General features: G+C 70.3%; 22 protein-coding genes and 1 pseudogene. 9 read left to right on the top strand and 14 right to left on the bottom strand.

Annotated features, from left to right (window positions below; all coding sequences use genetic code 11):
• Window positions 1–16: 16 nt before the first annotated feature.
• The 6 genes from ABZV31_RS14180 to ABZV31_RS14155 form a co-directional block, all read right to left on the bottom strand.
• Entirely contained in the window at window positions 17–1,273 is a 1,257-nt protein-coding gene (locus ABZV31_RS14180) for a cysteine desulfurase (protein ID WP_355892660.1), read from the bottom strand.
• Window positions 1,270–2,034, bottom strand: a complete 765-nt coding sequence (gene sufC / locus ABZV31_RS14175; protein WP_355892657.1) for a Fe-S cluster assembly ATPase SufC — start codon at window positions 2,032–2,034, stop codon at window positions 1,270–1,272. The genes ABZV31_RS14180 and sufC overlap by 4 nt, the downstream gene beginning before the upstream one ends.
• Before the next feature lie 7 nt (window positions 2,035–2,041).
• Window positions 2,042–2,362, bottom strand: a complete 321-nt coding sequence (locus tag ABZV31_RS14170; RefSeq protein ID WP_355892654.1) for a bifunctional 3-phenylpropionate/cinnamic acid dioxygenase ferredoxin subunit — start codon at window positions 2,360–2,362, stop codon at window positions 2,042–2,044.
• Window positions 2,359–3,579, bottom strand: coding sequence for a Fe-S cluster assembly protein SufD (sufD, locus tag ABZV31_RS14165; protein WP_355892651.1), 1,221 nt, complete (start codon window positions 3,577–3,579; stop codon window positions 2,359–2,361). Before sufD ends, ABZV31_RS14170 begins: the two co-directional genes overlap by 4 nt.
• An 88-nt stretch (window positions 3,580–3,667) precedes the next feature.
• The gene (sufB, locus tag ABZV31_RS14160) at window positions 3,668–5,089 is read right to left on the bottom strand and encodes a Fe-S cluster assembly protein SufB (protein WP_355892648.1); all 1,422 of its coding nucleotides are present in this window, start codon (window positions 5,087–5,089) and stop codon (window positions 3,668–3,670) included.
• Window positions 5,086–5,847 (bottom strand): metalloregulator ArsR/SmtB family transcription factor, encoded by a 762-nt coding sequence (locus tag ABZV31_RS14155; protein ID WP_355892645.1) that lies wholly within the window; start codon window positions 5,845–5,847, stop codon window positions 5,086–5,088. The genes sufB and ABZV31_RS14155 overlap by 4 nt, the downstream gene beginning before the upstream one ends.
• A gap of 161 nt (window positions 5,848–6,008) precedes the next feature.
• Between ABZV31_RS14155 and ABZV31_RS14150 the strand changes: the two are divergent.
• From ABZV31_RS14150 to ABZV31_RS14135, 4 genes and pseudogenes are all read left to right on the top strand, one after another.
• Window positions 6,009–6,758 (top strand): annotated as a pseudogene (locus tag ABZV31_RS14150) (AAC(3) family N-acetyltransferase).
• Window positions 6,759–6,788: 30 nt separating this feature from the next.
• On the top strand, window positions 6,789–7,712 hold the full coding sequence (locus tag ABZV31_RS14145; protein WP_355892642.1) for an ABC transporter ATP-binding protein: 924 nt from the start codon (window positions 6,789–6,791) through the stop codon (window positions 7,710–7,712).
• Window positions 7,713–7,765: 53 nt separating this feature from the next.
• Window positions 7,766–8,482, top strand: coding sequence for an ABC transporter permease (locus ABZV31_RS14140; protein ID WP_355893046.1), 717 nt, complete (start codon window positions 7,766–7,768; stop codon window positions 8,480–8,482).
• Between the two features lie 47 nt (window positions 8,483–8,529).
• Window positions 8,530–9,537 carry a COX15/CtaA family protein gene (locus tag ABZV31_RS14135; RefSeq protein WP_355892640.1) on the top strand — a complete coding sequence of 336 codons (1,008 nt, stop codon included), beginning with the start codon at window positions 8,530–8,532 and terminating at the stop codon, window positions 9,535–9,537.
• A gap of 96 nt (window positions 9,538–9,633) precedes the next feature.
• Here the strand turns inward: ABZV31_RS14135 and ABZV31_RS14130 are convergent, their stop codons facing one another.
• From ABZV31_RS14130 to ABZV31_RS14120, 3 genes are all read right to left on the bottom strand, one after another.
• Window positions 9,634–10,740: an amidohydrolase family protein gene (locus ABZV31_RS14130; protein WP_355892637.1), complete on the bottom strand. Its 1,107-nt coding sequence runs from the start codon at window positions 10,738–10,740 to the stop codon at window positions 9,634–9,636.
• A gap of 678 nt (window positions 10,741–11,418) precedes the next feature.
• Window positions 11,419–11,751 carry a hypothetical protein gene (locus ABZV31_RS14125; protein ID WP_355892634.1) on the bottom strand — a complete coding sequence of 111 codons (333 nt, stop codon included), beginning with the start codon at window positions 11,749–11,751 and terminating at the stop codon, window positions 11,419–11,421.
• Between the two features lie 132 nt (window positions 11,752–11,883).
• On the bottom strand, window positions 11,884–12,885 hold the full coding sequence (locus tag ABZV31_RS14120; protein WP_355892631.1) for a heme o synthase: 1,002 nt from the start codon (window positions 12,883–12,885) through the stop codon (window positions 11,884–11,886).
• Between the two features lie 379 nt (window positions 12,886–13,264).
• Between ABZV31_RS14120 and tkt the strand changes: the two genes are divergently transcribed.
• From tkt to pgl, 5 genes are read left to right on the top strand one after another with little or no spacing between them, the layout of a single operon-like run.
• Entirely contained in the window at window positions 13,265–15,367 is a 2,103-nt protein-coding gene (gene tkt / locus ABZV31_RS14115; RefSeq protein ID WP_355892627.1) for a transketolase, read from the top strand.
• A 34-nt stretch (window positions 15,368–15,401) separates the two neighbouring features.
• Complete coding sequence (tal, locus tag ABZV31_RS14110) at window positions 15,402–16,520, top strand: transaldolase (RefSeq protein ID WP_355892624.1); 1,119 nt, start codon at window positions 15,402–15,404, stop codon at window positions 16,518–16,520.
• A gap of 4 nt (window positions 16,521–16,524) precedes the next feature.
• Complete coding sequence (zwf, locus tag ABZV31_RS14105; protein WP_355892621.1) at window positions 16,525–18,063, top strand: glucose-6-phosphate dehydrogenase; 1,539 nt, start codon at window positions 16,525–16,527, stop codon at window positions 18,061–18,063.
• Entirely contained in the window at window positions 18,060–19,133 is a 1,074-nt protein-coding gene (gene opcA / locus ABZV31_RS14100) for a glucose-6-phosphate dehydrogenase assembly protein OpcA (RefSeq protein WP_355892618.1), read from the top strand. The genes zwf and opcA overlap by 4 nt, the downstream gene beginning before the upstream one ends.
• Entirely contained in the window at window positions 19,130–19,912 is a 783-nt protein-coding gene (gene pgl, locus ABZV31_RS14095) for a 6-phosphogluconolactonase (protein ID WP_355892615.1), read from the top strand. Before opcA ends, pgl begins: the two co-directional genes overlap by 4 nt.
• 43 nt (window positions 19,913–19,955) lie before the next feature.
• Here pgl and ABZV31_RS14090 read toward each other — a convergent pair whose 3' ends face one another.
• The 5 genes from ABZV31_RS14090 to ABZV31_RS14070 form a co-directional block, all read right to left on the bottom strand.
• Entirely contained in the window at window positions 19,956–20,795 is an 840-nt protein-coding gene (locus ABZV31_RS14090) for a carbohydrate ABC transporter permease (RefSeq protein WP_355892612.1), read from the bottom strand.
• Window positions 20,792–22,162: an ABC transporter permease subunit gene (locus ABZV31_RS14085; RefSeq protein WP_355892609.1), complete on the bottom strand. Its 1,371-nt coding sequence runs from the start codon at window positions 22,160–22,162 to the stop codon at window positions 20,792–20,794. Before ABZV31_RS14085 ends, ABZV31_RS14090 begins: the two co-directional genes overlap by 4 nt.
• A gap of 6 nt (window positions 22,163–22,168) precedes the next feature.
• Window positions 22,169–23,494 carry an ABC transporter substrate-binding protein gene (locus ABZV31_RS14080; protein ID WP_355892607.1) on the bottom strand — a complete coding sequence of 442 codons (1,326 nt, stop codon included), beginning with the start codon at window positions 23,492–23,494 and terminating at the stop codon, window positions 22,169–22,171.
• A gap of 39 nt (window positions 23,495–23,533) precedes the next feature.
• Complete coding sequence (locus tag ABZV31_RS14075; RefSeq protein ID WP_355893044.1) at window positions 23,534–25,168, bottom strand: glycoside hydrolase family 13 protein; 1,635 nt, start codon at window positions 25,166–25,168, stop codon at window positions 23,534–23,536.
• A gap of 201 nt (window positions 25,169–25,369) precedes the next feature.
• Complete coding sequence (locus ABZV31_RS14070; protein WP_355892604.1) at window positions 25,370–26,644, bottom strand: ABC transporter substrate-binding protein; 1,275 nt, start codon at window positions 26,642–26,644, stop codon at window positions 25,370–25,372.
• Window positions 26,645–26,729: the final 85 nt, after the last annotated feature.

Raw genomic sequence — 26,729 nt, 5'->3', positions numbered from 1 at the left:
GGTCTCCGCACGCCCCTCAGCCGAAGAAGTTCCGTACGTGCTCCAGTCCGTCGACCAGAGCGTCGATCTCGGCCGGCGTGGAGTACAGATAGAACGACGCTCGCGTGGTCGCAGGAATTCCGTACCGGAGGCAGACGGGACGGGCGCAGTGGTGGCCGACCCGGACCGCGATGCCCTGCTCGTCGAGGACCTGGCCCACGTCGTGCGGGTGGATGTCGCCGAGCGTGAAGGAGATCGCCGCGCCCCGGTCCTCGGCCGTGGTCGGGCCGATGATCCGAAGGTCCGGCACCTCGCTCAGCCGCTTCACCGCGTACTCGGTGAGCGCGTGCTCGTGGGCGAGGATCTTGTCCATGCCGATCGAGTTGAGGTAGTCGATCGCCGCGCCCAGGCCGACCGCCTGCGCGATCGGCGGGGTGCCCGCCTCGAACTTGTGCGGCGCGGGGGCGTACGTCGACGAGTGCATCGACACCGTCTCGATCATCTCGCCGCCGCCCAGGAACGGAGGCAGGTCCTCCAGCAGCTCCTGGCGGCCCCAGAGCACGCCGATGCCGGTCGGGCCGCACATCTTGTGGCCGGTGAAGGCCACGAAGTCGGCCTGGAGCGCCTGGACGTCCAGCGGCATGTGCGGCGCGGCCTGGGAGGCGTCGATGCAGACGAGCGCACCGACCTCCTGCGCGCGGCGCACTATCGCCTCGACCGGGTTCACGGTGCCCAGGATGTTGGACACCAGCACGAAGGAGACGATCTTCGTCTTCTCCGTGATGATCTCATCGACGTTGGACAGGTCGAGCCGGCCGTCGTCGGTCAGGCCGAACCACTTCAGCTTCGCGCCCGTGCGCTGCGCCAGCAGCTGCCACGGCACGATGTTGGAGTGGTGCTCCATCTCGGTGATGACGATCTCGGTCTCGTGGTCCACCCGGTAGGGCTCGTCGGCCCAGCCGAGCATGTTCGCCACGAGGTTGAGCGACTCCGAGGCGTTCTTGGTGAAGATCACCTCGTCGCGGCTCGGCGCGTTGATGAACGCGGCGACCTTGTCGCGCGCGCCCTCGTACAGCGCCGTGGCCTCCTCGGCGAGCACATGCACACCGCGGTGGACGTTGGCGTTGTAGCGCTCGTAGTACTCGCTCAGGGCGTCCAGCACCTGACGCGGCTTCTGCGAGGTCGCCGCGTTGTCCAGGTACACGAGCTTCTTGCCGTCGTGGACCAGCCGGTCCAGGACGGGGAAGTCCTTGCGGATCGCCTCGGTGTCGAGGAGGCCCGGCAGCTGTGTCACGCGGATACGCCACCCTTCGTGTATGCCTCGTAGCCCTCGTCCTCCAGCTTGTCGGCGAGCTCGGCGCCGCCGGACTCCACGATCCGCCCGGCGGAGAAGACGTGGACGTAGTCGGGCTTGATGTAGCGCAGGATGCGCGTGTAGTGCGTGATCAGCAGGGTGCCGACCTCGCCCGTCTCATGGACGCGGTTGACGCCCTCGGAGACGATGCGCAGCGCGTCGACGTCCAGGCCGGAGTCCGTCTCGTCGAGGATCGCGATCTTCGGCTTGAGCAGCTCCAGCTGGAGGATCTCGTGGCGCTTCTTCTCACCGCCGGAGAAGCCCTCGTTGACGTTGCGCTCGGCGAAGGACGGGTCGATATGGAGGCGCTCCATGGCCTCCTTGACCTCCTTCACCCAGGTGCGCAGCTTCGGCGCCTCGCCGCGGATCGCCGTGGCGGACGTACGGAGGAAGTTGGAGACCGAGACGCCGGGGACCTCGACCGGGTACTGCATCGCCAGGAACAGGCCCGCGCGGGCGCGCTCGTCGACGGACATCTGAAGGACGTCCTCGCCGTCGAGCAGCACGGTGCCGCTGGTGATCGTGTACTTCGGGTGACCTGCGAGCGAGTAGGCGAGGGTCGACTTGCCCGAGCCGTTGGGGCCCATGATGGCGTGCGTCTCGCCCTGCTTCACGGTGAGGTCGACGCCCTTGAGGATCTCCTTCGTGGCGTTGTCGGCCTCGACGGTGACGTGCAGGTCTCGGATTTCAAGCGTTGCCATGGGTGCCTCAGGACTCCTGGGTGAGGGAGACGAGCACGTCGTCCCCTTCGATCTTTACGGGGTATACGGGGATGGGGCGCGTCGCGGGAAGGCCGGACGGCTTGCCGGTGCGGAGGTCGAAGCTGGAGCCGTGCAGCCAGCACTCGATCTGGCAGTCCTCCACCTCGCCCTCGGAGAGCGAGACGTTCGCGTGGGAGCAGATGTCGTAGATCGCGAACACCTCCCCCTCGGTCTTCACGACCGAGACCGGCGTACCGTCGAGTTCCACCCGCTTCGGGGTGCCCTCCTCCAGCTCGCTCAGCCCACAGGCGCGTACGAACGACGTCATGCGACCGACGCCTCCAGCTCCTCCTCGATCTTGGCGATGAGGCGCTCCTCGATGTCCTCGACGCCGATCTGCTGGACCAGCTCGGCGAAGAAGCCGCGGACCACCAGGCGACGGGCGTCGTGCTCCGGGATGCCGCGGGCCATCAGGTAGAAGAGCTGCTCGTCGTCGAAGCGGCCGGTGGCGCTCGCGTGGCCGGCGCCGACGATCTCGCCGGTCTCGATCTCCAGGTTCGGCACCGAGTCGACCCGCGCGCCGTCCGTCAGGACGAGGTTGCGGTTCATCTCGTACGTGTCCGTGCCCTCGGCCTTGGCCTCGATGAGCACGTCACCGATCCACACCGCGTGCGCGTCGTCGCCCTGGAGCGCGCCCTTGTAGACGACGCGCGACTTGCAGTGCGGGGTGTTGTGGTCGACGAAGAGCCGGTGCTCCTGGTGCTGGCCCTTGTCGGTGAAGTACAGGCCGAACATCTCGACCTCGCCGCCGGGCCCGGCGTAGGTCACGCGCGGGTGCAGGCGGACGACGTCGCCGCCGAAGGTGACGACGACCGACTTGAAGCCGGCGTCCCGGCCGACCAACGCGTTGTGCTGGGCGACGTGCACGGCCTTGTCGTCCCAGTCCTGGACGGAGACGACGGTGAGCTTGGCGCCGTCACCCAGGACGTAGTCGACGTTGGCGGCCAGCACGGCGTCACCGGTGTGGTCGATGACGACCACGGCCTCGGCGAAGGCGCCGAGCTCGATCACCTGGTGGCCGTAGGCGGTCCCGCCCTCGCCGTGCACCGCGATGCGGATCGGCTCGGTGAGGACGGTCTCCTTCGGGACGGTCACGACCGAGGCCTTCTCGAACGCGGAGTACGCCTGGGCGGCGACGCGGTCCGCCGGGGTGCCCGCCTTGCCGAGCCGCGCGTCGTCGCGGCCGACCGTCTCGACGGTGACGCCCTCGGGGGCCTGTACGTCGACCCTCACGCCCTCGCCGGTGGCGACCGCGGTGCCGTCGTGCAGCCCGCGCAGCCGCTCCAGCGGAGTGAACCGCCACTCCTCCTCACGGCCGTGCGGGACCGGGAAGTCCGCCACGTCGAAGGAGGGCGGCGCGCTCATGCGCGTGGCGACGGTCGACTCGGCGGCGACCGCGATCGAGCCGACGGTGGTGGAACCCACCGGTGGGGGTCCCCCCGCTCGAGCGGAGCCGAGAGTGGGGGAGTTCTGGGCCTCAGCCATGGCTGTCGTTGTGCTCTCTTCCTAAGTCAGTGGTGACCCTCGGCCCGCCCCTTCAAGGCGGGCCGCCGGCTGCTGAGGGGGACGGACGTCAGCCGACCGCGCCCTCCATCTGCAGCTCGATCAGCCGGTTGAGCTCCAGCGCGTACTCCATGGGCAGCTCCTTGGCGATCGGCTCGACGAAGCCGCGCACGATCATCGCCATCGCCTCGTCCTCGGAGAGGCCACGGCTCATCAGGTAGAAGAGCTGGTCCTCGGAGACCTTGGAGACGGTGGCCTCGTGGCCCATGGACACGTCGTCCTCGCGGACGTCCACGTACGGGTACGTGTCCGAACGGGAGATGGTGTCGACGAGCAGCGCGTCGCACAGCACGTTCGACTTCGAACCGGCGGCGCCCTCGCCGATCTCGATCAGACCACGGTAGGAAGTACGACCGCCACCGCGCGCCACCGACTTCGACACGATGTTGGACGACGTGTTCGGCGCCATGTGGACCATCTTGGCGCCCGCGTCCTGGTGCTGGCCCTCGCCCGCGAAGGCGATGGAGAGGGTCTCGCCCTTGGCGTGCTCGCCCATCAGGTAGACGGCCGGGTACTTCATCGTCACCTTGGAGCCGATGTTGCCGTCGACCCACTCCATGGTCGCGCCCTCGTAGGCCACGGCGCGCTTGGTGACCAGGTTGTAGACGTTGTTCGACCAGTTCTGGATGGTCGTGTAGCGGCAGCGGGCGTTCTTCTTGACGATGATCTCGACGACCGCGGAGTGCAGCGAGTCCGACTTGTAGATCGGGGCGGTGCAGCCCTCGACGTAGTGCACGTAGGCACCCTCGTCGACGATGATCAGGGTCCGCTCGAACTGACCCATGTTCTCCGTGTTGATACGGAAGTAGGCCTGGAGCGGGATCTCCACGTGCACGCCCTTCGGCACGTAGATGAAGGAGCCACCGGACCACACGGCCGTGTTCAGCGAGGCGAACTTGTTGTCACCGGCCGGGATGACGGTGCCGAAGTACTCCTTGAAGAGCTCCGGGTGCTCCTTCAGCGCGGTGTCGGTGTCGAGGAAGATGACGCCCTGCTCCTCCAGGTCCTCGCGGATCTGGTGGTAGACGACCTCGGACTCGTACTGGGCCGCGACACCGGCGACGAGGCGCTGCTTCTCCGCCTCGGGGATGCCGAGCTTGTCGTACGTGTTCCTGATGTCCTCGGGCAGGTCCTCCCAGGACTCCGCCTGCTTCTCCGTGGAGCGCACGAAGTACTTGATGTTGTCGAAGTCGATCCCCGACAGATCCGAGCCCCAGTTCGGCATGGGCTTCTTCTCGAAGAGCTTCAGGCCCTTCAGGCGCAGCTTGGTCATCCACTCCGGCTCGGACTTCTTCGCCGAGATGTCGCGGACGACCTCCTCGCTCAGGCCACGCCGTGCCGACGCACCGGCCACGTCGCGGTCGGCCCAGCCGTATTCGTACTTGCCCAGGCCCTCGAGTTCGGGGTGGGCAGTCTCCATGGGGAGAGTCATGCGGGGTTCCTCCCGGCCGTGCTTGCAGATGCGTTCTGGCTGTAGTGATCGGTCTTGGAAATCTTGGGGATGAACGTCGTGCAGACGCCGTCGCCGTGGGCGATGGTCGCCAGCCGCTGCACATGCGTACCGAGCAGTTCGGCGAAGAATTCCGTCTCGGCCTCGCACAGCTGCGGGAACTGTTCGGCGACGTGGGCGACCGGGCAGTGGTGCTGGCAGAGCTGCTGACCCTTTTGCGGGAGGGGCGCGCTGCGCGCCGTAGCAGCGTACCCGTCGGCACTCAGGGCCTTGGCCAGCGCTTCCGTCCGCTCTTCGGGGGCGGCGGCCTCGATCGCCTTGCGGTAGGCCGCGGCCTGGGCGGCGATCCGGGCGCGGGCGAAGGCGGTGACCGCCTGCTCCCCGCCCTCCTGCTCGGCAATCCAGCGCAGGGCGTCCACGGCGAGCTTGTCGTACGACTGGTCGAACGCGTCGCGCCCGCAGTCGGTGAGCGCGAAGACCTTGGCGGGGCGGCCCCGCGTGCGCGCTCCGTAGACCCGCTGCTCGCGCGCCTCCACGACGTCGTCGGCGACCAGTGCGTCGAGGTGCCGTCGGACGGCGGCCTGGGTGAGGCCGAGACGCCCGGCGAGCTCGGCGACGGTCGACGGCCCGTGGTCCAGGATGGACCGCGCGACCCGGTTGCGCGTCGAGCGCTCCCCGGTCGCGAGCTCCTCGTGAGGGGCCCCCATGGGGGTCACCCGAGCCGCGCCGACGTTTTTCACAACGCCATTGTTGCGTAATTCCTCAGGGCCTGACAAGCGGCCCCCGGACGGGCGAGCGGTGCCCTGCGTCACTTAGGCATACCTAATCGACCTGCGGAAACGATCTTTGGTCGATCAAATGGGTGGCGCGGTCCGGGCCCGCCGGAGGAGACTCCCGAACCATGCCCACACCCCCTCCGACCGGCCCTCTTGTCACCCGGGACACAGTCACCGCGCAGTTGCGCGAGCTGGGCGTCCGCCCCGGCGAGATCCTCCCTGAGTTCACTCGGCTGGGTCTGCGGGGGAGCCGTCGCGGTCGTCCATGGGCTGCTCGACGCGCTCGGCCCGGACGGCACGCTCGTGGTCCCCACGCAGTCCGGCGACCTCTCGGACCCGGCGGCGTGGAGCAGTCCACCGGTACCCGAGGAGTGGTGGGAGACGATCCGGGCCACGATGCCCGCGTACGACCCGCTGATCACGCCCTCGCGCGGGGTCGGCGTGATCCCGGAGACCGTGCGCACCTGGCCGGGCGCCCAGCGGAGCGCGCACCCGCAGACGTCGTTCGCGGCCGTCGGTCCGCGCGCGGCGGACATCGTCGACGGGCACGCCAGCAGTCCGCTGGCCCGGCTGGAGGCCCTCGGCGCCCGGGTGCTCCTGCTGGGCGCCGGGTACGACTCCTGCACCTGCTTCCATCTGGCGGCCTACCGGACACCGTCGCCGCTCCGGTCCGGACGGGTGAGAGGTCGTGGCCCACCTCCGAGCGGTTCGACGAGCTCGGGCACGACTTCGAACGGGACCGTCCCGTCGTACGGGGAAGGGTGGGCGCGGCCGACGTACGGCTGTTCCCCGTGGCGGACGCCGTGGCGTACGCCGAGCGGTGGCTGGCGGTGCACCGGCCCCGCGAGGATGAGTTCCTGCACCCGCCCGTCTGAGACCCGGAGCGCGTACCTAGACTCGGGCCCATGCGAAGTGAGCCCGTGGTCCAGGTTCGGGCCCTGGTGAAGCGGTACGGCACGAAGACTGCCGTGGACGGCCTCGACCTGGTGGCCCAGGCGGGTGTGACCGCCGTGCTCGGTCCCAACGGTGCGGGCAAGACGACGACGGTCGAGACCTGCGAGGGGTACCGGAAGCCGGACTCCGGCACGGTGCGCGTCCTGGGCCTCGACCCGGTCGGACAGTCCGCCGAGCTGCGCCCCCGCATCGGTGTGATGCTGCAGTCCGGCGGCGTCTACTCCGGCGCCCGGGCGGACGAGATGCTGCGCCACGTCGCCAAGCTGCACGCCCACCCGCTGGACGTGGACTCGCTGATCGAGCGCCTCGGACTGGGCAGCTGCGGCCGGACGACGTACCGCCGCCTGTCCGGCGGCCAGCAGCAGCGGCTCGCGCTGGCGATGGCCGTGGTGGGCCGCCCCGAGCTGGTGTTCCTCGACGAGCCGACCGCCGGCCTCGACCCGCAGGCCCGCCGGGCCACCTGGGACCTCGTGCGCGACCTGCGCGCCGACGGAGTGTCCGTGATCCTCACGACGCACTACATGGAGGAGGCCGAGCAGCTCGCCGACGACGTCGCGATCATCGACGCGGGACGGGTCATCGCGCAGGGCTCCCCGGAGGAGCTGTGCCGCGGCGGCGCCGAGAACACCCTGCGCTTCTCCGGCCGCCCCGGGCTGGACGTGGGGTCCCTGCTGAAGGCGCTGCCCGCCGACTGCTCGGCGGCCGAGCTCACGCCGGGCTCCTACCGGGTCGTCGGCAAGGTCGACCCGCAGCTGCTCGCGACGGTCACGTCGTGGTGCGCGCAGCACGGGGTGATGCCGGAGAAGATCTCCGTCGAACGGCACACGCTCGAAGACGTCTTTCTGGAGCTGACCGGCAAGGAGCTGCGCTCGTGACGACCGCCACCGGTACGTACGCCCCCCGGCCCGGGGCGGCCCCGCTGCCCCGCATGATCGCAGCGCAGGCGGCGCTGGAGACGAAGATGCTGCTGCGCAACGGCGAGCAGCTGCTGCTGACCGTCGTGATCCCGACACTGCTGCTGGTGCTGTTCAGCTCGGTGGACATCGTGGACACCGGTGCGGGCAAGGCCGTCGACTTCCTCGCCCCTGGCATCCTTGCGCTCGCCGTGATGTCGACGGCGTTCACGGGGCAGGCCATCGCGACCGGCTTCGAACGCCGCTACGGCGTGCTGAAGCGGCTGGCCTCCTCACCGCTGCCCCGCTGGGGGCTGATGGCGGCCAAGACGGCGTCGGTGCTGGTCACCGAGACCCTCCAGGTCGTCCTGCTGACGGTGATCGCCTTCGCCCTGGGCTGGTCGCCGCACGGCAACCCCCTCGCCGTGCTCCTGCTCCTGCTCCTGGGGACGGCCGCCTTCTCGGGCCTCGGCCTGCTGATGGCCGGGACCCTCAAGGCCGAAGCCACCCTGGCCGCCGCCAACCTGGTCTTCCTGCTGCTGCTCGTCGGCGGCGGCGTGATCGTCCCGCTGGACAAGTTCCCCTCCGGCGCCCAGGACGTGCTGGGACTGCTGCCGATCTCGGCGCTGTCGGACGGGCTGCGGGACGTGTTGCAGCACGGCGCCGGCATGCCGTGGGGCGATCTGGGGATCCTCGCCGTCTGGGCGGTCGTGGGGCTGGCGGCCGCCGGGGCGTTCTTCCGCTGGGAGTAGGCGGCAGGACGGACCCTCGTGAAAGCGTGCACAAGCAGCGGCCTACGATGGAACGCGTGCCAAACCTGACCCGCGCCGACGCAGTGTCCGCCGCGCGCAACCCGCTCGCCTTCATCGCCGCACGCTGGACCCCGCACCCGAGGACGGTCCAGCGGGCGGCCCTCGCCGCGCTCGTGATGTCGGTGGTCATCGTCGTCACCGGCGGTGCCGTGCGCCTGACCGGTTCGGGACTCGGCTGCCCGACCTGGCCCACCTGCACCGACGACTCGCTGACCACCACCCGGGCGATGGGTGTGCACGGCGTCATCGAGTTCGGCAACCGCATGCTGACGTACGTTCTGTGCGCCGCCGTCGGCTGGGCGATCATCGCGGCGCGCTCGCAGAAGCCGTGGCGGCGCAGCCTGACCCGGCTGGGCTGGGCGCAGTTCTGGGTCGTCATGGGCAACGCGGTGCTCGGCGGCATCGTGGTGCTCGTCGGCCTGAACCCGTACACCGTCGCCGCGCACTTCCTGCTGTCCTCGGCGCTCATCGCGGTCGCCACGGTGATGTGGCAGCGCACCCGCGAGAGTGACGCGGCGCCGCGTCCGCTGGTCGGCACGGCGGTGCAGCAGCTGGTGTGGTTCCTGGTCGCCGCGACCCTCCTGCTGATCGCGGTGGGCACGGTGGTGACCGGGGCGGGTCCGCACGCGGGTGACTCCAAGGAGGTCGCCCGAATCCCCATCGACTGGGAGACGGTCGCCAAGCTGCACGCCGTGCTGGCCTGGATCGTGGTGACGCTGACATTCGCCCTGTGGTTCGTCCTCAAGGCGGTCGACGCCCCCAAGGATCCGCTGCACCGCACCCGCGACCTGTTCCTGATCCTGCTCGGCCAGGGCGTCATCGGCTACGTCCAGTACTTCACGCACCTCCCCGAGCTCCTGGTCGGCCTGCACATGCTGGGCTCGTCCCTGGTGTGGATCGGGGTGCTGCGCGTGCTGCTGTCGCTGCGCGAGCGGCCGGAGGTGGTGGCCGACCTGCCGGGCCCGTCGGCGGAGGCGGCGCTGACGAAGGCCTGAGGCCCGCTGTCGGCCGCCGGGCTCGCTCGGCCCGGCCACACCCGCCGTGGGCCGCCGGGTCATTCGGCACGCACACACCCGCCGTCGGCCGTCGGCTCACTCCAGCTCGTACACCCGTGTGGCGTTCCCCGCCGCGATCAGCCCTGCCACGCGTTGGGCGTCGGCCAGGGACCAGGCGCCCTCGGCGACCCAGGTGCCGAGCACCCGTCCGAGGGCCTCGCGGAACAGGCGGGCCCCCACCACGTGCAGCTCGGGCAGCCCGTGGGCCCCGCTGGAGAAGAGGATCTTGCCGAACGGGGCCAGCTCGAGGATCTCGGCGAGGATCGTCGCGGCCCGGGCCCCGGTGCGCACCAGCGCGGCGCCCGAGTCGGCGTACACGTGCGGGAAGACGCCGGCGAGGTGGGCCGCATGACGTTGGTACGGGTATCCGTGCAGCAGGACGAGGTCGGTGCCGAGTCCGGCGGTGGCGCGGACGAAGTCGGTCAGCAGGACCGGGTCGGTGCGGTCGATGCGCAGGCCCGGCTCGCCCAGGCCCGCGTGGAGCTGGAGCGGGCGCCCCGAGGCGATGGCGATCCACAGCAGGTGCCGCAGCAGCACCGGGTCGCTCAGCTCGCCGCCGACCCGGCGTCCGGCCAGCCAGCGCCCCGCGGCGCCCCGCACCTCGCCCGGGCCGGGTGGCTCGGGCGCGAGGGCCAGGCCGTGCCGGACGCCCGCGACGGAGGTGAAGGCGACGGCGTGCGCGGCTGCGCCGTGCACCGACTCGGCGAGGTTGGCGAGGAAGGACTCGACGGTGCCGGAGGTGTCGGCGACCTGCTCGGCGAGGAGTTCGAGGCGCACGATCTCATGGGCGGTGGCCCCGCCCGCGGAGGCCATCTCGGCGGGCCCGGTCAGGTCGCCGGGCAGCCCGGTGTCGACGAGGTACGTTGTGATGCCGCTGCCGCGCAGCAGCCTGCGGCCGGCCTCCAGCACACCGAGCTCCCGACGCCGGGCGAGATAGCGGGCGGGCCGGCAGTGCGGTTCCAGGCCGAGCAGCGGCGGGCACCAGCGGCGTACGGCGAAACCGGTCTGTGTGTCGAAGAGGGTGGTGCCCGGGGCGGGCGGTCCCTCGGTCCGGGCCAGCTGGGCCTCGAAGGTGCCGAGGCCCAGCTCCGTTCTCAGTACGCCGTGGCAGTACTGGTCCACGAGGGACGGCGTTTCGATCATCCGGACTCCCCGCGACTGGACCGTGCGCTCCCCGGGGGTCCGTCGCCGGACCCCGCGCTTCTACGGTCCTAACGGGTGAACCGGGCGTCAGGTGTTGCTTCGCCGCGTTCCGTGCGAAGAGCCGACGTTTGTCAGCCGCCACCGGCGGGGCTCACGGCCGACGGCCGTGCGAGAGGCGGTCCGGCGGTTGGCCGCCGCCGCGGGAACGTGTCCGTGACAGGCGGCCGGGCAGCAGGCGACGCTCCGAGGCTCCGAGGGACGTACCCCCAAGTGAGCGAGAGATCATCCCCCGGTCATGCCCCTCAAGCGTTCGACCACGATCGCCGCCATGCGGACGAGTGCCGGCCTGGGGCCCTGACGACAAGCCGCCGACGACGGCGGCTGGGCCGTCGGCGCGCGACCGCCGCGCCGCAGGCGCCGTGCCGGCCAGCGGTTCGTCAAGGGACGGCCGGTCGCCGCGTGGGCCCGTGGCCGTCCCCCTCCCCCGGCAGCGCACGCTCTCCCCCGGCAGCGCACGCTCTCCCCCGGCAGCGCACGCTGCGGGCCCACTGGCGCACGCAGTGACGTCAGCGCCACCGCGGCGGCAGCCTCGCGAGAGGGTTCTGCGCCCGGAGGCCCGGTTCCGGGTCGGCCGTCGGCGGGACCTGCGGCGGTCGGCCCCGGCGATCGGCCCGGCGCTCAGCCGTTGCTCGGGCCGCCCACCTGGATGCCCGCCATGCGGGTCCACTCGTAGGGGCCCGTCTTCACCTTGGCCGCCAGCTCGCCGTCGAACGCCTCGTGGACGGTGATCCCGGACTTCTCCACCGCCTTCTCGGCGATGGCGTACGTGGGCGCCACGAGGTCGCCCCAGGTGCCGTCCTCGCCGACCAACACGATCCGGGCGCCGCGCTGCCCGATGTACGCGACCTGCCCCTCGGCCCCTCCGTGCGCTTTGGAGAAGGAGCTGATCTGGTGGGCGAGCCGGGTCGCCTTGCGCTCGGCCTTGGGGTCAACCTGCTGCGTGTCTGCCATGGTCAGGATGCTACCGATGAGTAGATCAAAGGGCGACGGGAGGGTTGCGTGGCCTTGACCACGCACCCCCAAGCTCTCGGCTTCGCTCGAGCAGGGGGCGCCCCCATCGCCCGTCGGAAGCCGTAGAAGCAGCTATCGGAGGAAAGGGTCCACCGCCACCGCCACGAACAGCAGCGACACGTAGGTGATGGACCAGTGGAACAGGCGCATCTCCTTCAGCTTCGCGCCCGTCACCTCGGCCTTGGCCCGGTTCTGCAGCGCGTGCGCCTCCCACAGCCACCAGCCGCCCGCCGCCAGGGCGACCGCCGTGTAGAACCAGCCCGTGTAGCCGAGCGGCGTCAGCAGCAGCGAGATCGCCACCATCACCCAGCTGTAGATCACGATCTGCCGGGCGACCACCTTGTTGGAGGCGACGACCGGCAGCATCGGCACGCCCACGCGCGCGTAGTCCTCCTTGACCTTCATGGACAGCGGCCAGTAGTGCGGCGGCGTCCAGAAGAACATGACGAGGAAGAGGATGGCCGGCGCCCAGGACATGGAGTTCGTGACCGAGGACCAGCCGATCAGCACCGGCATGCAGCCGGCGATGCCGCCCCACACGATGTTCTGCGACGTACGCCGCTTGAGGATCATCGTGTAGACGACAACGTAGAAGAGGAGCGCTCCGAGGGACAGCCATGCCGACAGCCAGTTGACGGTGAACCCGAACAGCAGCGTCGAGACGACCGCCAGCGTGATGCCGAAGGCGAGGCACTCGCGCGGGCTGACCATGCCGGTGACCAGCGGACGCTGCGAGGTGCGGTCCATCAGCGCGTCGATGTCACGGTCGATGTACATGTTCAGCGCGTTCGCGCCGCCCGCGGAGAGGTAGCCGCCGACGCAGGTGAGCAGCACCAGCTTCAGATCCGGCACGCCCTGCTGCGCAAGGAACATCACCGGAACGGTGCTGATCAGCAGCAGCTCGATGATCCGCGGCTTGGTCAGTGCCACGAACGCCTTGACACGGGCCCCGAACGGCCGGTGGCTCGAGTTCTGGCTCGCCCCGAGCTCCCCCGCAGCCTTGACGGCATGGGCGGTGCCCCCACCCACTGGACGGGATTCGACGGCCGTCACGCACACCCCTGACAGAGACATCCCAGCGAGCCTCTCCGTGTGAACCGGCGGTAAAGGCTCGCGCGTACCACGCCACTGTAGACGTTGCCCAGACCCCGACATTCGCGGGGGTTGCCGACGTGCTCCGACCTGCCTGCCGGGACCCGATCGAGCGGTCGTCCGACGTGCGCACGGAAGCTCGATTGAGCAGTCGGGTGAGCGCCTGCGTATTCAGATGCCGAATGCCATCCAGGCCGGCTGGGAGGCGGATGTCCAACAGTCCCGGCAGTCTGGAATGACTGAAAAAACGCACGTCCTTACGGGGGTAGGCTCGACAGCGGCCGGCCGACGCCGAGAACGCCGGCAGCCGGTGCGCGCAGTACACCGGCATCCGACATGTGGAGAGGAGCCCTGACCCAGGGTGAGCACCAAGCCGACCACCACAGACCTCGAGTGGACCGAGTTGGACCAGCGCGCGGTCGACACCGCCCGTGTCCTGGCCGCCGATGCCGTACAGAAGGTCGGCAACGGCCATCCCGGTACGGCGATGAGCCTGGCTCCGGCCGCCTACACCCTCTTCCAGAAGGTGATGCGGCACGACCCTGCCGATCCGCAGTGGGTGGGGCGCGACCGCTTCGTGCTGTCCGCCGGTCACTCGTCCCTGACCCTCTACACCCAGCTGTACCTGGCGGGCTTCGGCCTGGAGCTGGACGACCTGAAGTCCTTCCGCACCTGGGGCTCCAAGACCCCGGGCCACCCCGAGTACGGGCACACGGCGGGCGTGGAGACCACGACCGGCCCGCTCGGCCAGGGTGTCGCCAACGCGGTGGGCATGGCAATGGCCTCCCGCTACGAGCGCGGCCTGTTCGACCCGGACGCCCCGCAGGGCGAGTCCCCCTTCGACCACTTCATCTACTGCATCGCCGGTGACGGCTGCCTCCAGGAGGGCATCTCCGCGGAGGCGTCCTCGCTGGCCGGCCACCAGAAGCTCGGCAACCTGATCCTGCTGTGGGACGACAACCACATCTCGATCGAGGGCGACACCGCGACGGCCGTCTCCGAGGACACCGTCAAGCGCTACGAGGCCTACGGCTGGCACGTGCAGCGCGTGGAGGCCAAGGAGAACGGCGACCTCGACCCGCAGGCGATCTACGCGGCGATCCAGGAGGCCAAGGCGGTCACCGACCGGCCGTCGTTCATCGCGATGCGCTCCATCATCGCCTGGCCCGCCCCGCACGCGCAGAACACCGAGGCCGCGCACGGCTCGGCGCTGGGCGAGGAGGAGGTCGCGGCCACCAAGCGCGTCCTCGGCTTCGACCCGGAGAAGCACTTCGAGGTCTCCGACGAGGTGCTCAACCACACCCGCCAGGCCCTTGAGCGGGGCCGCCAGGCCAGGGCCGCGTGGGAGAAGTCCTTCCAGGTGTGGCGGGACAACAACCCCGAGCGCGCCGCAGAGTTCGACCGCATGGCCAAGGGCGAACTGCCCACCGGCTGGGACGACAAGATCCCGGTCTTCGAGGCGGGCAAGGGCGTCGCCACGCGCGCCGCGTCGGGCAAGGTCCTCCAGGCGCTGGGTGAGGTGATCCCCGAGCTGTGGGGCGGCTCCGCCGACCTGGCCGGCTCGAACAACACGACGATCGACAAGACGTCGTCCTTCCTGCCGGCGGACAACCCGCTGCCGGAGGCCAACCCCTTCGGGCGCACGATCCACTTCGGCATCCGCGAGCACGCGATGGCCGCGGCGATGAACGGCATCACGCTCCACGGCAACACCCGCGTCTACGGCGGCACCTTCCTCGTCTTCTCCGACTACATGCGCAACGCGGTGCGCCTGTCGTCCCTGATGCATCTGCCGGTGACGTACGTGTGGACGCACGACTCCATCGGCCTGGGCGAGGACGGCCCCACCCACCAGCCGGTCGAGCACCTGGCCAGCCTGCGCGCCATCCCGGGCCTGAACGTCGTCCGCCCGGCCGACGCCAACGAGACCGCGATCGCCTGGCGCGAGATCCTCAGGCGCTGGACCAAGGAGTTCGGCAAGGGCGCCCCGCACGGCCTCGCGCTGACCCGCCAGGGCGTGCCGACGTACGAGCCGAACGAGGGCGCCGCGCGTGGCGGCTACGTCCTGTTCGAGGCCGAAGGGCCCGCAGGGCAGAACACTGAACCGCAGGTCATCCTGATCGCCACCGGCTCCGAGGTGCACATCGCCGTCGAGGCGCGCGAGCAGCTCCAGGCCGACGGCATTCCCACGCGCGTCGTGTCCATGCCGTCCGTGGAGTGGTTCGAAGAGCAGGACCGGGGGTACCGGGACAGCGTCCTGCCGCCGGCCGTCAGGGCGCGCGTCGCGGTCGAGGCGGGTGTCGGTCTGACCTGGCACAAGTACGTGGGAGACGCCGGTCGCATCGTTTCCCTGGAGCACTTCGGTGCTTCCGCAGACGGCAAGGTCCTCTTCCGCGAGTTCGGCTTCACCGCCGAGAACGTGGCCGCCAAGGCCCGGGAATCCCTCGCCGCCGCTCAGCGCTGACGCTCATATACGACAAGTAGGAGATGCAATTTCCATGACAGACGCACTGAAGCGCCTCTCCGAGGAGGGCGTCGCGATCTGGCTGGACGACCTGTCGCGCAAGCGGATCACGTCCGGCAACCTCGCCGAACTGATCGACCAGCAGCACGTCGTGGGCGTCACCACCAACCCGACGATCTTCCAGAAGGCGATCTCCCAGGGCGACGGCTACGACCAGCAGGTGTCGGACCTCGCCTCCCGCAAGGTGACCGTCGAAGAGGCCATCCGCATGATCACCACGGCGGACGTCCGCGACGCCGCCGACATCCTGCGCCCCGTCTTCGACGCCACCGGAGGCAAGGACGGCCGGGTCTCCATCGAGGTCGACCCGCGCCTGGCCCACAACACCAAGGCGACCGTCGCCGAGGCCCGGCAGCTGGCCTGGCTGGTCGACCGCCCGAACACCCTCATCAAGATCCCGGCGACCAAGGCGGGCCTGCCGGCGATCGCCGAGACGATCGGCAACGGCATCAGCGTCAACGTCACGCTGATCTTCTCGCTGGAGCGCTACCGTGCGGTCATGGACGCGTACCTGAGTGGCCTGGAGAAGGCGAAGGAACGCGGCCTGGACCTGTCGGAGATCCACTCCGTGGCGTCCTTCTTCGTGTCCCGCGTGGACACCGAGATCGACCGGCGGATCGACGAGCTCGGCACCCCCGAGGCCAAGGCGCTGCGCGGCAAGGCGGGCGTGGCCAACGCGCGGCTCGCCTACCAGGCGTACGAGGAGGTCTTCTCCTCCGACCGCTGGAGCGCGCTGGAGAACGCGGGCGCGAACAAGCAGCGTCCGCTGTGGGCCTCCACCGGCGTGAAGGACAAGGCGTACAAGGACACCATGTACGTTGAGGAACTGGTGGCGCCGAATACGGTCAACACCATGCCGGAGGCCACGCTGGAGGCCACCGAGGACCACGGCGAGATCCGCGGCAACGCCATCGCCGGCACCTACGAGCAGTCCCGCGCCGACCTCGACGCGCTCGAGAAGCTCGGGATCTCGTACGACGACGTGGTCCAGGTCCTGGAGGACGAGGGCGTCGAGAAGTTCGAGGCGTCCTGGAACGACCTTCTGAAGTCGATCGAGGCGGAGCTGGAACGCCTCGCCCCCGCGGAGGGCTGACACCTTGGCCCCCTTTTCCGTCAGCGGAGCGAATCCGCTTCGTGACGACGCAGACCGACGGCTTCCGCGTATCGCGGGGCCGTCGGGCCTGGTCATCTTCGGCGTCACGGGCGATTTGTCACGTAAAAAGCTCATGCCCGCCGTGTACGACCTCGCGAACCGGGGTCTGCTGCCGCCGGGTTTCTCACTCGTCGGCTTCGCCCGCCGCGACTGGGAGCACGAGGACTTCGCCGCGGTCGTGCACGACGCCGTCAAGGAGCACGCCCGTACGCCCTTCCGCGAGGAGGTCTGGCAGCAGCTCATCCAGGGCATGCGCTTCGTGCAGGGCACCTTCGACGACGACGACGCGTTCGAGCGGCTGCGCGGGACGATCGAGGAGCTGGACAAGGCGCAGGGCACGGGCGGCAACTTCGCCTTCTACCTGTCGGTGCCGCCGAAGTCCTTCCCCGTGGTCATCCAGCAGCTGAAGAAGCACAAGCTGGCCGACCAGACGGCTGGCTCCTGGCGGCGCGCGGTCATCGAGAAGCCGTTCGGCCACGACCTGAAGTCGGCCGAGGAGCTCAACGCGATCGTGCACGAGGTCTTCGCCCCGGAGCAGGTCTTCCGGATCGACCACTACCTGGGCAAGGAGACCGTCCAGAACATCCTGGCGCTGCGCTTCGCCAACACGATGTTCGAGCCGATCTGGAACCGGTCCTTCGTGGACCACGTGCAGATCACCATGGCCGAGGACATCGGCATCGGCGGCCGCGCCGGCTACTACGACGGCATCGGCGCCGCCCGTGACGTCATCCAGAACCACCTGCTCCAGCTGCTCGCACTGACCGCGATGGAGGAGCCCGCCTCCTTCGACGCGGACGCGCTGGCCGCGGAGAAGACCAAGGTGCTCGGCGCGGTGAAGCTGCCGAAGGACCTGGGCAAGGCGACCGTGCGCGGGCAGTACGCGGCCGGCTGGCAGGGCGGCGAGAAGGTCATCGGCTACCTCGAGGAAGAGGGCATCGACCCCGGGTCGAAAACCGACACGTACGCCGCGGTCAAGCTGGAGATCGACAACCGCCGCTGGGCGGGCGTGCCGTTCTACCTGCGCACCGGCAAGCGCCTCGGCCGCCGGGTGACCGAGATCGCGGTCATCTTCCAGCGCGCCCCGCACTCCCCCTTCGACACGACGGCCACCGAGGAACTCGGCCAGAACGCGATCGTCATCCGCGTCCAGCCGGACGAGGGCGTCACCGTCCGCTTCGGCTCCAAGGTGCCGGGCACCTCGATGGAGATCCGGGACGTGTCCATGGACTTCGCCTACGGCGAGTCCTTCACGGAATCGAGCCCGGAGGCCTACGAGCGCCTCATCCTGGACGTCCTGCTGGGCGATTCGAACCTCTTCCCGCGCACCGAGGAGGTCGAGCTGTCCTGGAAGATCCTCGACCCGATCGAGGCGTACTGGGACAAGCACGGCAAGCCCGCGCACTACCGGTCCGGGACGTGGGGGCCCGCCGAGGCGGACGAGATGCTCGCACGAGACGGACGGAGCTGGCGCCGGCCATGAAGATAGACTTGACCGACACCACGGCCAGCAAGATCAACAAGGCGCTGGTGCAGGGCCGCCGGGCCATCGGCACCCCTGCCGTCGGCATGGTGCTCACGCTGGTCATCGTCACCGACGAGGAGAACGCCTACGACGCCCTGAAGGCCGCCGGTGACGCCTCGCACGAGCACCCCTCACGCACACTGGTGGTCATCAGGCGCGTCTCGCGCACCCCCCGGGACCGCACGTCCTCGCGCCTGGACGCCGAAGTGCGGGTGGGCGCGGACGCGGGCACCGGCGAGACGGTGGTGCTGCGGCTGTACGGCGAGGTGGTCGACCACGCCCAGTCGGTGGTCCTGCCGCTGCTGCTGCCGGACGCGCCGGTGGTGGTGTGGTGGCCGGTGAACGCCCCGCTCGACCCGGCGAAGGACCCGCTGGGCGCCCTGGCCCAGCGCCGGGTCACCGACACCTACGCGGCCGAGCAGCCGGTGCGGGAGTTGGCCTCGCGGGCCGAGGCCTACACGCCCGGCGACACGGACCTGGCCTGGACCCGCATCACGCCCTGGCGCTCGATGCTGGCGGCGGCCCTCGACCAGGTCGTCTGTGAGGTCAAGGCCGTCGAGGTGGAGGGCGAGGAGTTCAACCCGAGCTGCGAGCTGCTGGCGATGTGGCTCGCGGACCGCCTGGACGTGCCGGTGAAGCGCTCGCTGTCCGGTGGCCCCGGGCTCACCGCGGTCCGCATGGACACCACCTGCGGCCCGATCACGCTGGACCGGGCCGACGGCAGGCTGGCGACCCTCTCCATCCAGGGGCAGCCGGAGCGTGCGGTGGCGCTCAAGCGGCGGGACACGGCCGAGCTGATCGCGGAGGAGCTGCGGCGGCTGGACCCGGACGACACGTACGCGTCGGCGCTGCGGTTCGGCGTGGACCGGCTGAACGGGTCGTCGACGTCGGCCGCTCCGGCCGAGGAGCCGGTCGCGGTCCCGGCGTCCCAGGAGAAGGCCGCGACGGGGCCCGGGGCGGAAGGGCAGCCGCCCGCGCAGAAGGCGGCGGCAAAGAAGTCCCCGGCGAGGAAGGCGACGGCGAAGTGACCACTCCGCAGCTGGTCGTCCACCGCGACAAGGAACTGATGGCGCAGGCCGCCGCGGCCCGCCTGGTCACGAAGATCGTGGACGCGCAGGCCTCCCGGGGCTCGGCGTCCGTGGTTCTCACCGGCGGCCGCAACGGCAACGGCGTGCTGGCCGCGCTGGCGGCCGAGCCGGCCCGGGACGCCATCGACTGGAGCCGGCTCGACGTCTGGTGGGGCGACGAGCGGTTCCTTCCGGAGGGCGACTGCGAGCGCAACGTCACGCAGGCCCGCGAGGCCCTGCTGGACTCCGTACCGCTGGACCCGAAGCGCGTGCACGCCATGCCCGCGTCGGACGGCCCCTACGGGGCGGACGTCGAGGAGGCGGCGGAGGGCTACGCCGAGGAGCTGGCGCGGGCGGCAGGCCCCGAGAACCACGGCTCGGTCCCGACCTTCGACGTCCTGATGCTGGGCGTGGGCCCGGACACGCACGTGGCGTCGCTGTTCCCGGAACACCCGGCGGTGCGGGAGACGGAACGCACGGTGGTGGGCGTCCACGGCTCTCCGAAACCGCCGCCGACCCGCATCTCCCTCACCCTCCCCGCGATCCGCTCCGCCCGAGAGGTGTGGCTCCTGGCGGCGGGCGAGGACAAGGCGAACGCGGTGGCCATCGCCCTGTCGGGCGCGGGCGAGATCCAGGCCCCGGCGGCCGGCGCGTACGGCCGCGCCCGCACCCTGTGGCTCCTGGACACGGCAGCGGCCTCCCAACTCCCGAGGTCGCTGTATCCGCCGGCGTCTCCGTGAACGACGGGGCGGCGCAGGCCTTACCGCCGCGCCGCCCCGGCTCCTACTTCACAGATCCCGCCATCACGCCCTGCACGAAGTGCCGCTGGAAGGCGAAGAACACCACCACCGGCACGATGAGCGACAGGAACGCGCCCGGCGCCAGCACGTCGATGTTGCTGCCGAACTGGCGTATCTGGGACTGGAGTTCCACGGTCAGCGGCTGCGACGAGCTGTCCGCGAACAACAGGGCCACCAGCATGTCGTTCCACACCCACAGGAACTGGAAGATGGCGAGGCTGGCGATCGCGGGCCGGCCCACGGGGAGCACCAGCCGCGTGAAGATCCGCCACTCGCTGCCCCCGTCCATCCGCGCCGCCTCCAGCATCTCCTTCGGCATCTCGGCGAAGTAGTTCCGCAGCAGGAACACCGCGAACGGCAACCCGTACGCCACGTGGAAGAGCACGACGCCCGGAATCGTGCCGAACAGGCCCAGCTGCCCGAAGAGTTTGGCGACCGGCAGCAGCCCGATCTGCACGGGCACCACCAACAGGGCCACCACCAGCAGGAACAGCGGCTCACGCCCCGGGAAGTCCAGCCACGCGAACGCGTACCCCGCCAGCGCCGCGATCACGACGACCAGCACCGTGGCCGGCACCGAGATCAGCACCGTGTTCCAGAAGGCCTGTGTGATCCCGGCGTTCTTCAGCAGCGCCGAGTAGTTGTCGAAGGACAGCTGCCCGGGGCTGGCGAGCGCCGTCCACCAGCCCCCCTTCGCCGTGTCCTCGGCCGACCGCAGCGACGACAGGAACAGCCCCGCCAGCGGGGTCAGCCAGATCAGGCCGATCACCACCAGGAAGGCCTGCACCAGCCCGTTGCCCAGGCCCCGCCTGACCGCGTTCATCGCTGACTCCTTCGGAAACGGCGGACGTTGAAGACCATCGCGGGGATCACCAGCAGCAGGAGCAGCACACCGAGCGCGCTGCCGAGCCCCTGGTTGTTGCCGCCGCCGAACGACACCAGCCACATCTGCGTGGCGAGCACGGTCGCGTCCTCCTGCACCGGCCCGGGCGCGATGATGTAGACGAGGTCGAAGACCTTCATCACATTGATGACGAGGGTCACGAAGACGACGGTCAGCACCGGTGCGAGCAGCGGGACCGTGATCCGCCGGAAGATCTGCCACTCGTTCGCCCCGTCCATCCGCGCCGCCTCCAGCGCGTCCCGTGGCAGCGTCGACAGACCGGCGCCGATGAGCACCATCGCGAACCCGGTCCAGATCCACAGGTACGCCCCGATGATCGCCGGCGTGACCAGTGTCGGCCCGAGCCAGGAGATGCCCTGGTACGGCGGCGCGAAGTTCGACGCCGGCAGCTTCACCGTGTACGAGCCGGAGGCCAGGTGCGCGAAGCGGAAGGAGCCGTCGGACGCGGTCGTGGCCGTCGCGACCGTCCGCCCGTCGCGCACCGCCTCGACCTTCATTCCGGGCAGCCCGCTCTCCCGCCGGTCGACCTTGCCCTGCCTGCCTCCCCCACCCGGGGTGAAGTCCAGGTAGACGACTCCGCGCAGTTCGTCCGCAGCGGCCTTCTTTCCGGCCGCCGCGTACGCGGGCGAGACCCCCTTGGGCAGGTCCTTGGGCAGGACGCCGACCATCGGCAGCGTCACCGAGTCCCCCGGCGAGACGCCCGCGTTCGTCGTGTACGAGCCGTCACGTCCCCGGGTGAGCCCCTGCCCCTCACGGGCCCGCGCCGTCGGGTACGACGACGTCCCCTTGAAGGCGTCGTGCACCGAGACCACGGCGGCGTTCAGCACGCCCTTGTTGGGGTCCTCGTCGTAGGCGAGCCGGAAGATGATGCCCGCGGCCAGGAAGGACACGGCCATCGGCATGAACAGCAGCAGCTTGAAGGCCGTGGCCCAGCGGACCTTCTCCACCAGGACGGCCAGGATCAGGCCGAGCCCTGTCAGCAGCGCCGGGGCCACGACCACCCAGATCGTGGTGTTCCGGATGGCCTTGAGCGTGGCCGGGTCGCGGAACATCTCGGCGTAGTTGTCGCCGCCCACGAAGCGGGTGCCGGAGGCGTCGAAGAAGCTCCGGCCGACCGAGAACAGCACCGGGTAGACGACGAGCGCGCCGAGCAGCAGCAGCGCGGGGAAGACGAACAGCAGGGCGATGATCCGCCCCCGCCGCCGCATGCGCCGCGCGCGGTCGGCGAGCGCGACGGGCGGCGGGGGGCTCGCCCCTTTCCGCTTCACGAGCGTCGAGGCAGTCATGGCAGGTCAGCCCCGGTACGCCTTGGCCGCCGCGGCTTCCAGCCTCGCCGCGGTCGCCTTCGGGTTCGACGGGTCGCGCAGGAAGTCCTGCAGCAGCTTCCACTCACCCGTGCCCTTGGTGCCGCCGAAGGCCGCGGGCGCCTGGTCGGACATGTCGAAACGGACCGAATCGCCGGCGGCAATCAGGGACTTGGCGGTGGAGCGGGTGACGTCGTCGCTGTACGAGGCGAGGTCGAGCTTCTTATTCGGGGACAGGAAGCCGCCCGCCTTCGCCCACACGGCCGCGGCCTCCGGGGTCGCCAGGTACTCCAGGAGCTTCATGCCGGCCTTGGCGTTCTTGCCGTCCTTGAGGACGACCGCCGCGTCGCCGCCGCTGACCACGGGCGCCGTACCGCCGTCGACCGCCGGGAACGGGAAGAAGTTCGCGTCCTTGCCGATGGCCTTGCCGAACTGGTCCTTGGCGACGCCGGCGACGAAGTCGCCCTCGTAGACCATGCCGGCCTCGGGCTTGGGCCCGAACACCTTCTCCACCGAGCCCGGGAAGTCGGTGTTGAGGGCCTCCTTCTGGCCGCCCGCGATCAGCTGCTTGTCCTTGAAGAGCTTGCCGAGCGTGGTGAGCGCCTTGACCACGCTCGCGTCGGTCCACTTCAGCTTGTGCGCGGCGAGGGCATCGTACTTCTCGGGCCCGGCCTGGGACAGGTAGATGTTCTCGAACCAGTCGGTGAGGGTCCAGCCGTCCTGCCCGGCGACCGCGAAGGCGGCGAGCCCGGAGTCGGAGACGGTGTGCCCGGCCTTGAGCATCTCGTCGTACGTCTTCGGCGGCTTGACGCCCGCCTGGGTGAGCGCGTCGGGGCTGTACCAGACGGTCGACTTGTGGGCGGCCTTGAAGTACAGGCCGTAGAGGGTGCCGTCCACGCTGCCGTACTTCTTCCACACGGGCGCGTAGTTGGCGTCCACCGACTGCTGCGTGGTGCTCGACAGCGGCTTGAGCCAGCCCTTCTTGGCGAACTGCTGGAGCACGCCGACCTGCGGGACCATCACGACGTCGGGGGCGTTGCCGCCCTCGATCTTGCTGCCGACGACGGTGGAGACGTTGTCGCCGGTGGAGATGAACTGCGTCTTGGCGCCGGTCTTCTCGGTGAACGCGTCCAGCACCTTCTGGAAGTTCTTCTGCTCGCTGCCGGTCCAGACACCGGCCACGGTGACGGTCTGGCCGCTGAGCGCCTTGTCACCGCCGCCCGCGGAGACCGGGTCGCCGCCGCAGGCGGTCGCGCCGAGCGCCAGGACGAGGGCGGTGCAGCCGGTGAGCAGGGTGGTACGTCGTCGCATCATCGTTGATGTCCCTTCAGGGGGTGGGAAACTGACGGAAACTCAGAGGTCGTTAGTGTCGTCGCTGATCCACCACGCGGCCGTGGAGCCGGCGAGCACCCCGGGCGGGCAGGGGCCGCTGGCGAGGATCGGGGTGCCGGAGACGGGCGCCGGGGTGGGTGCCGTGCCGAAGTTGACGGCGCAGACCAGGTCGTCGCCGCGGACGAAGCCGAGGACGCCCGGCGGGGTGTCCAGCCAGCGCAGCGTGCCCTCGCCCAACTGGGGCAGGGCGGCGCGCAGCTGGAGGCCGTCGCGGTAGAGGTGCCAGAAGGAGCGGGTGTCGGCGAGGGCCCGCTCGGTGGCGTGCTCGGCGAACCACTCCGGCTGCGGCAGCCACGGCTTGGCGCCCTCGGCACCGGAGGTGAAGCCGAAGGGGGAGGCCTGCCCGGACCACGGCAGCGGCACCCGGCAGCCGTCGCGGATGCGGGCGCGGCTGCCGGTGCGGCGGAAGATGGGGTCGGTGAGCACGTCGTCGGGCAGGTCGACGACCTCGGGCAGGCCGAGCTCCTCGCCCTGGTAGATGTACGCGGCTCCGGGCAGCGCCAGCATCAGCAGCGCCGCGGCGCGGGCGCGGGCGGCGCCGAGGCCGCTGCCCTGCGGGGTGGGTTCGCCGTAGCGGGTGACGGTGCGGACCTGGTCGTGGTTGTTGAGGACCCAGGTGACCGTCGAGCCCGTGCCGGCTATGTCCTGCATGGCCTCGGAGATGACCTTGCGGAAGGCGTCGGCGTCCCAAGGGGCGCTGAGCAGGTCGAAGAAGAAGGCCTGGTGGAGCTCGTCCGGGCGGACGTACTTCGCGTGTTCGCGGGCGGTCGGGACGGAGACCTCGCCGACCAGCAGGCGGTCGCGGCCGTCGCGTGCCGTGTACTCCTCGCACACCGCGCGCCAGTGCCGCCACACGTCGTGCACCTCGGGCTGGTTCCAGGCGAGCGGATTGACCGAGTCGCGGGTGCGGGCATCGGCCTCCGGGTCCGGGGAGTCGGGCAGCTCCGGGTGCTTGAACAGGCCGGCGGCGACATCGATGCGGAAGCCGTCGACGCCCCGGTCCAGCCAGAAGCGCAGCACCCGGTCGAACTCGGCGGCGACCTCGGGGGCGCGCCAGTTCCAGTCGGGCTGCTCGGGCGTGAACATGTGCAGGTACCACTGGCCCGGGCGGCCGTCCGCCTCGGTGATGCGGGTCCAGGCCGGGCCGCCGAACATGGCGTGCCAGTTGTTGGGCGGCTCGGAGCCGTCCGGGCCGCGGCCCTCGGCGAAGTGGAAGCGGGCGCGGGCCGGGCTGCCGGGCGGGGAGGCGAGCGCCTCGCGGAACCACGGGTGCTCGCTGGAGCAGTGGTTGGGGACGATGTCCAGGAGAACCTTGATGCCGAGCCGGCGGGCGGCCGCCATCAGCAGGTCGAACTCGGCGAGGTCGCCGAAGAGCGGGTCGACGTCGCAGTAGTCGGCCACGTCGTAGCCGTGGTCGTGCTGCGGCGAGGGGTAGAAGGGGCTCAGCCAGATCCCGTCGACGCCGAGCTTCTTCAGGTACGGCAGCCCTGCCCTGACCCCGGCCAGATCGCCGATGCCGTCGCCGGTGCTGTCCAGGAAGCTGCGGACGTACACCTGGTAGATCACTGCGTCGCGCCACCAGCGGTGGGTGTCGATGTGCTTGGGACTCACCCCGTTGACCTGTCTGTGCGTGCTGACGGTTGTGCATGCATGTTAAGTAGGCGTGTCGCGCAGGTGTCAACGAACAGGCAAGTAGCTACTGGAGGGTTGAGCGCTGATATCCGGACTTATCGGGTCACTCGGCGCCGAGATGAGATGGCGGCGTTACCTAACAAGTAACTATACGAGGGTGGAGTCTCAGCCCCGACGGGAGATGGCCGCCAGCTCGCGCGCCAGCCGTCGCACCGCGCTCTCGGGCGTCTCTTGCCCGGTGAGCGCGTCGTGCACGACTGCCTGAACCGCCAGGCTGACCTGGTCGTAGTGCGGGCTCTTGGGGCGCGGGGCGGCCGCGAGCACGGCGGCGCGCAGGGTCGGCAGGTAGGGGAACTGCCGGATGAGCTCGGGGTCTTCGTAGAGCGCGGCGCGTACGGGCGGCAGCGCGCCGCGGGTGAGGACCTGGCGCTGGACGCGCTCGCTGGTGAGGTAGGCGATGAGCCGCGCGGCCGAATCCGGGTGCCGTGCGTGCGTGTTGACCGCCAGGTTGGAGCCGCCGAGGACGCTCGTCCCCGGCCCGTCCGGCCCCGGCAGCGGTACGGCGCCGATCTTCCCGGCGACCTTGGAGCCCTTGGCGGAGGCGACGACGTACGCGTACGGCCAGTTGCGCAGGAAGAGCAGCCGGCCGTCCTGGAAGGCCTGCTTGGACTCCTCCTCCTTGTACGTCAGCGCCTGTTGCGGGATCCAGCCCTCGCGGAAGCCGCGCGCCAGGAACCCGATGCCCTCGCGGGCCGCGGACGAGTTCACGGTGACGCGTGCGCCCTCGTCGCCGAGGATCGTGCCGCCCGCGGAGTACACGGCCTCGGCCGCGTTGACGGTGAGGCCCTCGTACGGCAGGAACTGGCCCGCGTAGCCACCGAGCCCGTACTTCGGCGCGATGGTCTTGGCGTCACGCTCCAGCTCGGCCCAGGTGCGCGGCGGCGGCACCCCTTCCTTGGCGAGGATGTCCTTGCGGTACAGGAGGAGCCCCGCGTTCGTGACGTAGGGGACGGCGTACAGCTGTCCGTCGTACGTGGCGGTGTCGACGACCGGCGGCAGGAAGGTCTTCAGCGGGAAGCGGTCGCGCGGCAGGGGTCGGATCCAGCCGGCCGCGGCGAACTCCGAGGTCCAGTTGACGTCGATGTTGAGGACGTCGAAGCGGCTGCGGTCGCCGCCACGCAGGTCGGTGGTCATCTGCGCATGGGTCTCGTCGGCGGAGTCCGGAAGCTCGACGAGGGTGACCTTCTCCCCGGGGTGGGTGCGGTTCCAGCCCTGCAGCAGCGCGCCGAGGTAGCCGGTGAGGTCTCCGGCCGTGGCCAGGGTGAGCGGGCCGCGACCGCCCGCGGTCCCCTCGTCGGCCTGGGCGCCGGAGGCGACGTAGCCGCTCATGACCACGACGAGGACGAGAAGGCCCCTACCGGCGGCGCGTACCCACCGCATAGGTTCCTCCCTGTACACCGGCACCGCGGGCACCCTCGCCCGGGATTCAGAGGCCATGTATACCTGTTAGGTATGGGCGATACTA

Source organism: Streptomyces sp. NPDC005202 (genome assembly GCF_040608235.1).
GTDB lineage: Bacteria > Actinomycetota > Actinomycetes > Streptomycetales > Streptomycetaceae > Streptomyces.
Note: the sequence above shows the minus strand (reverse complement) of the source record. Positions and strands in the feature narration are given on the sequence as shown.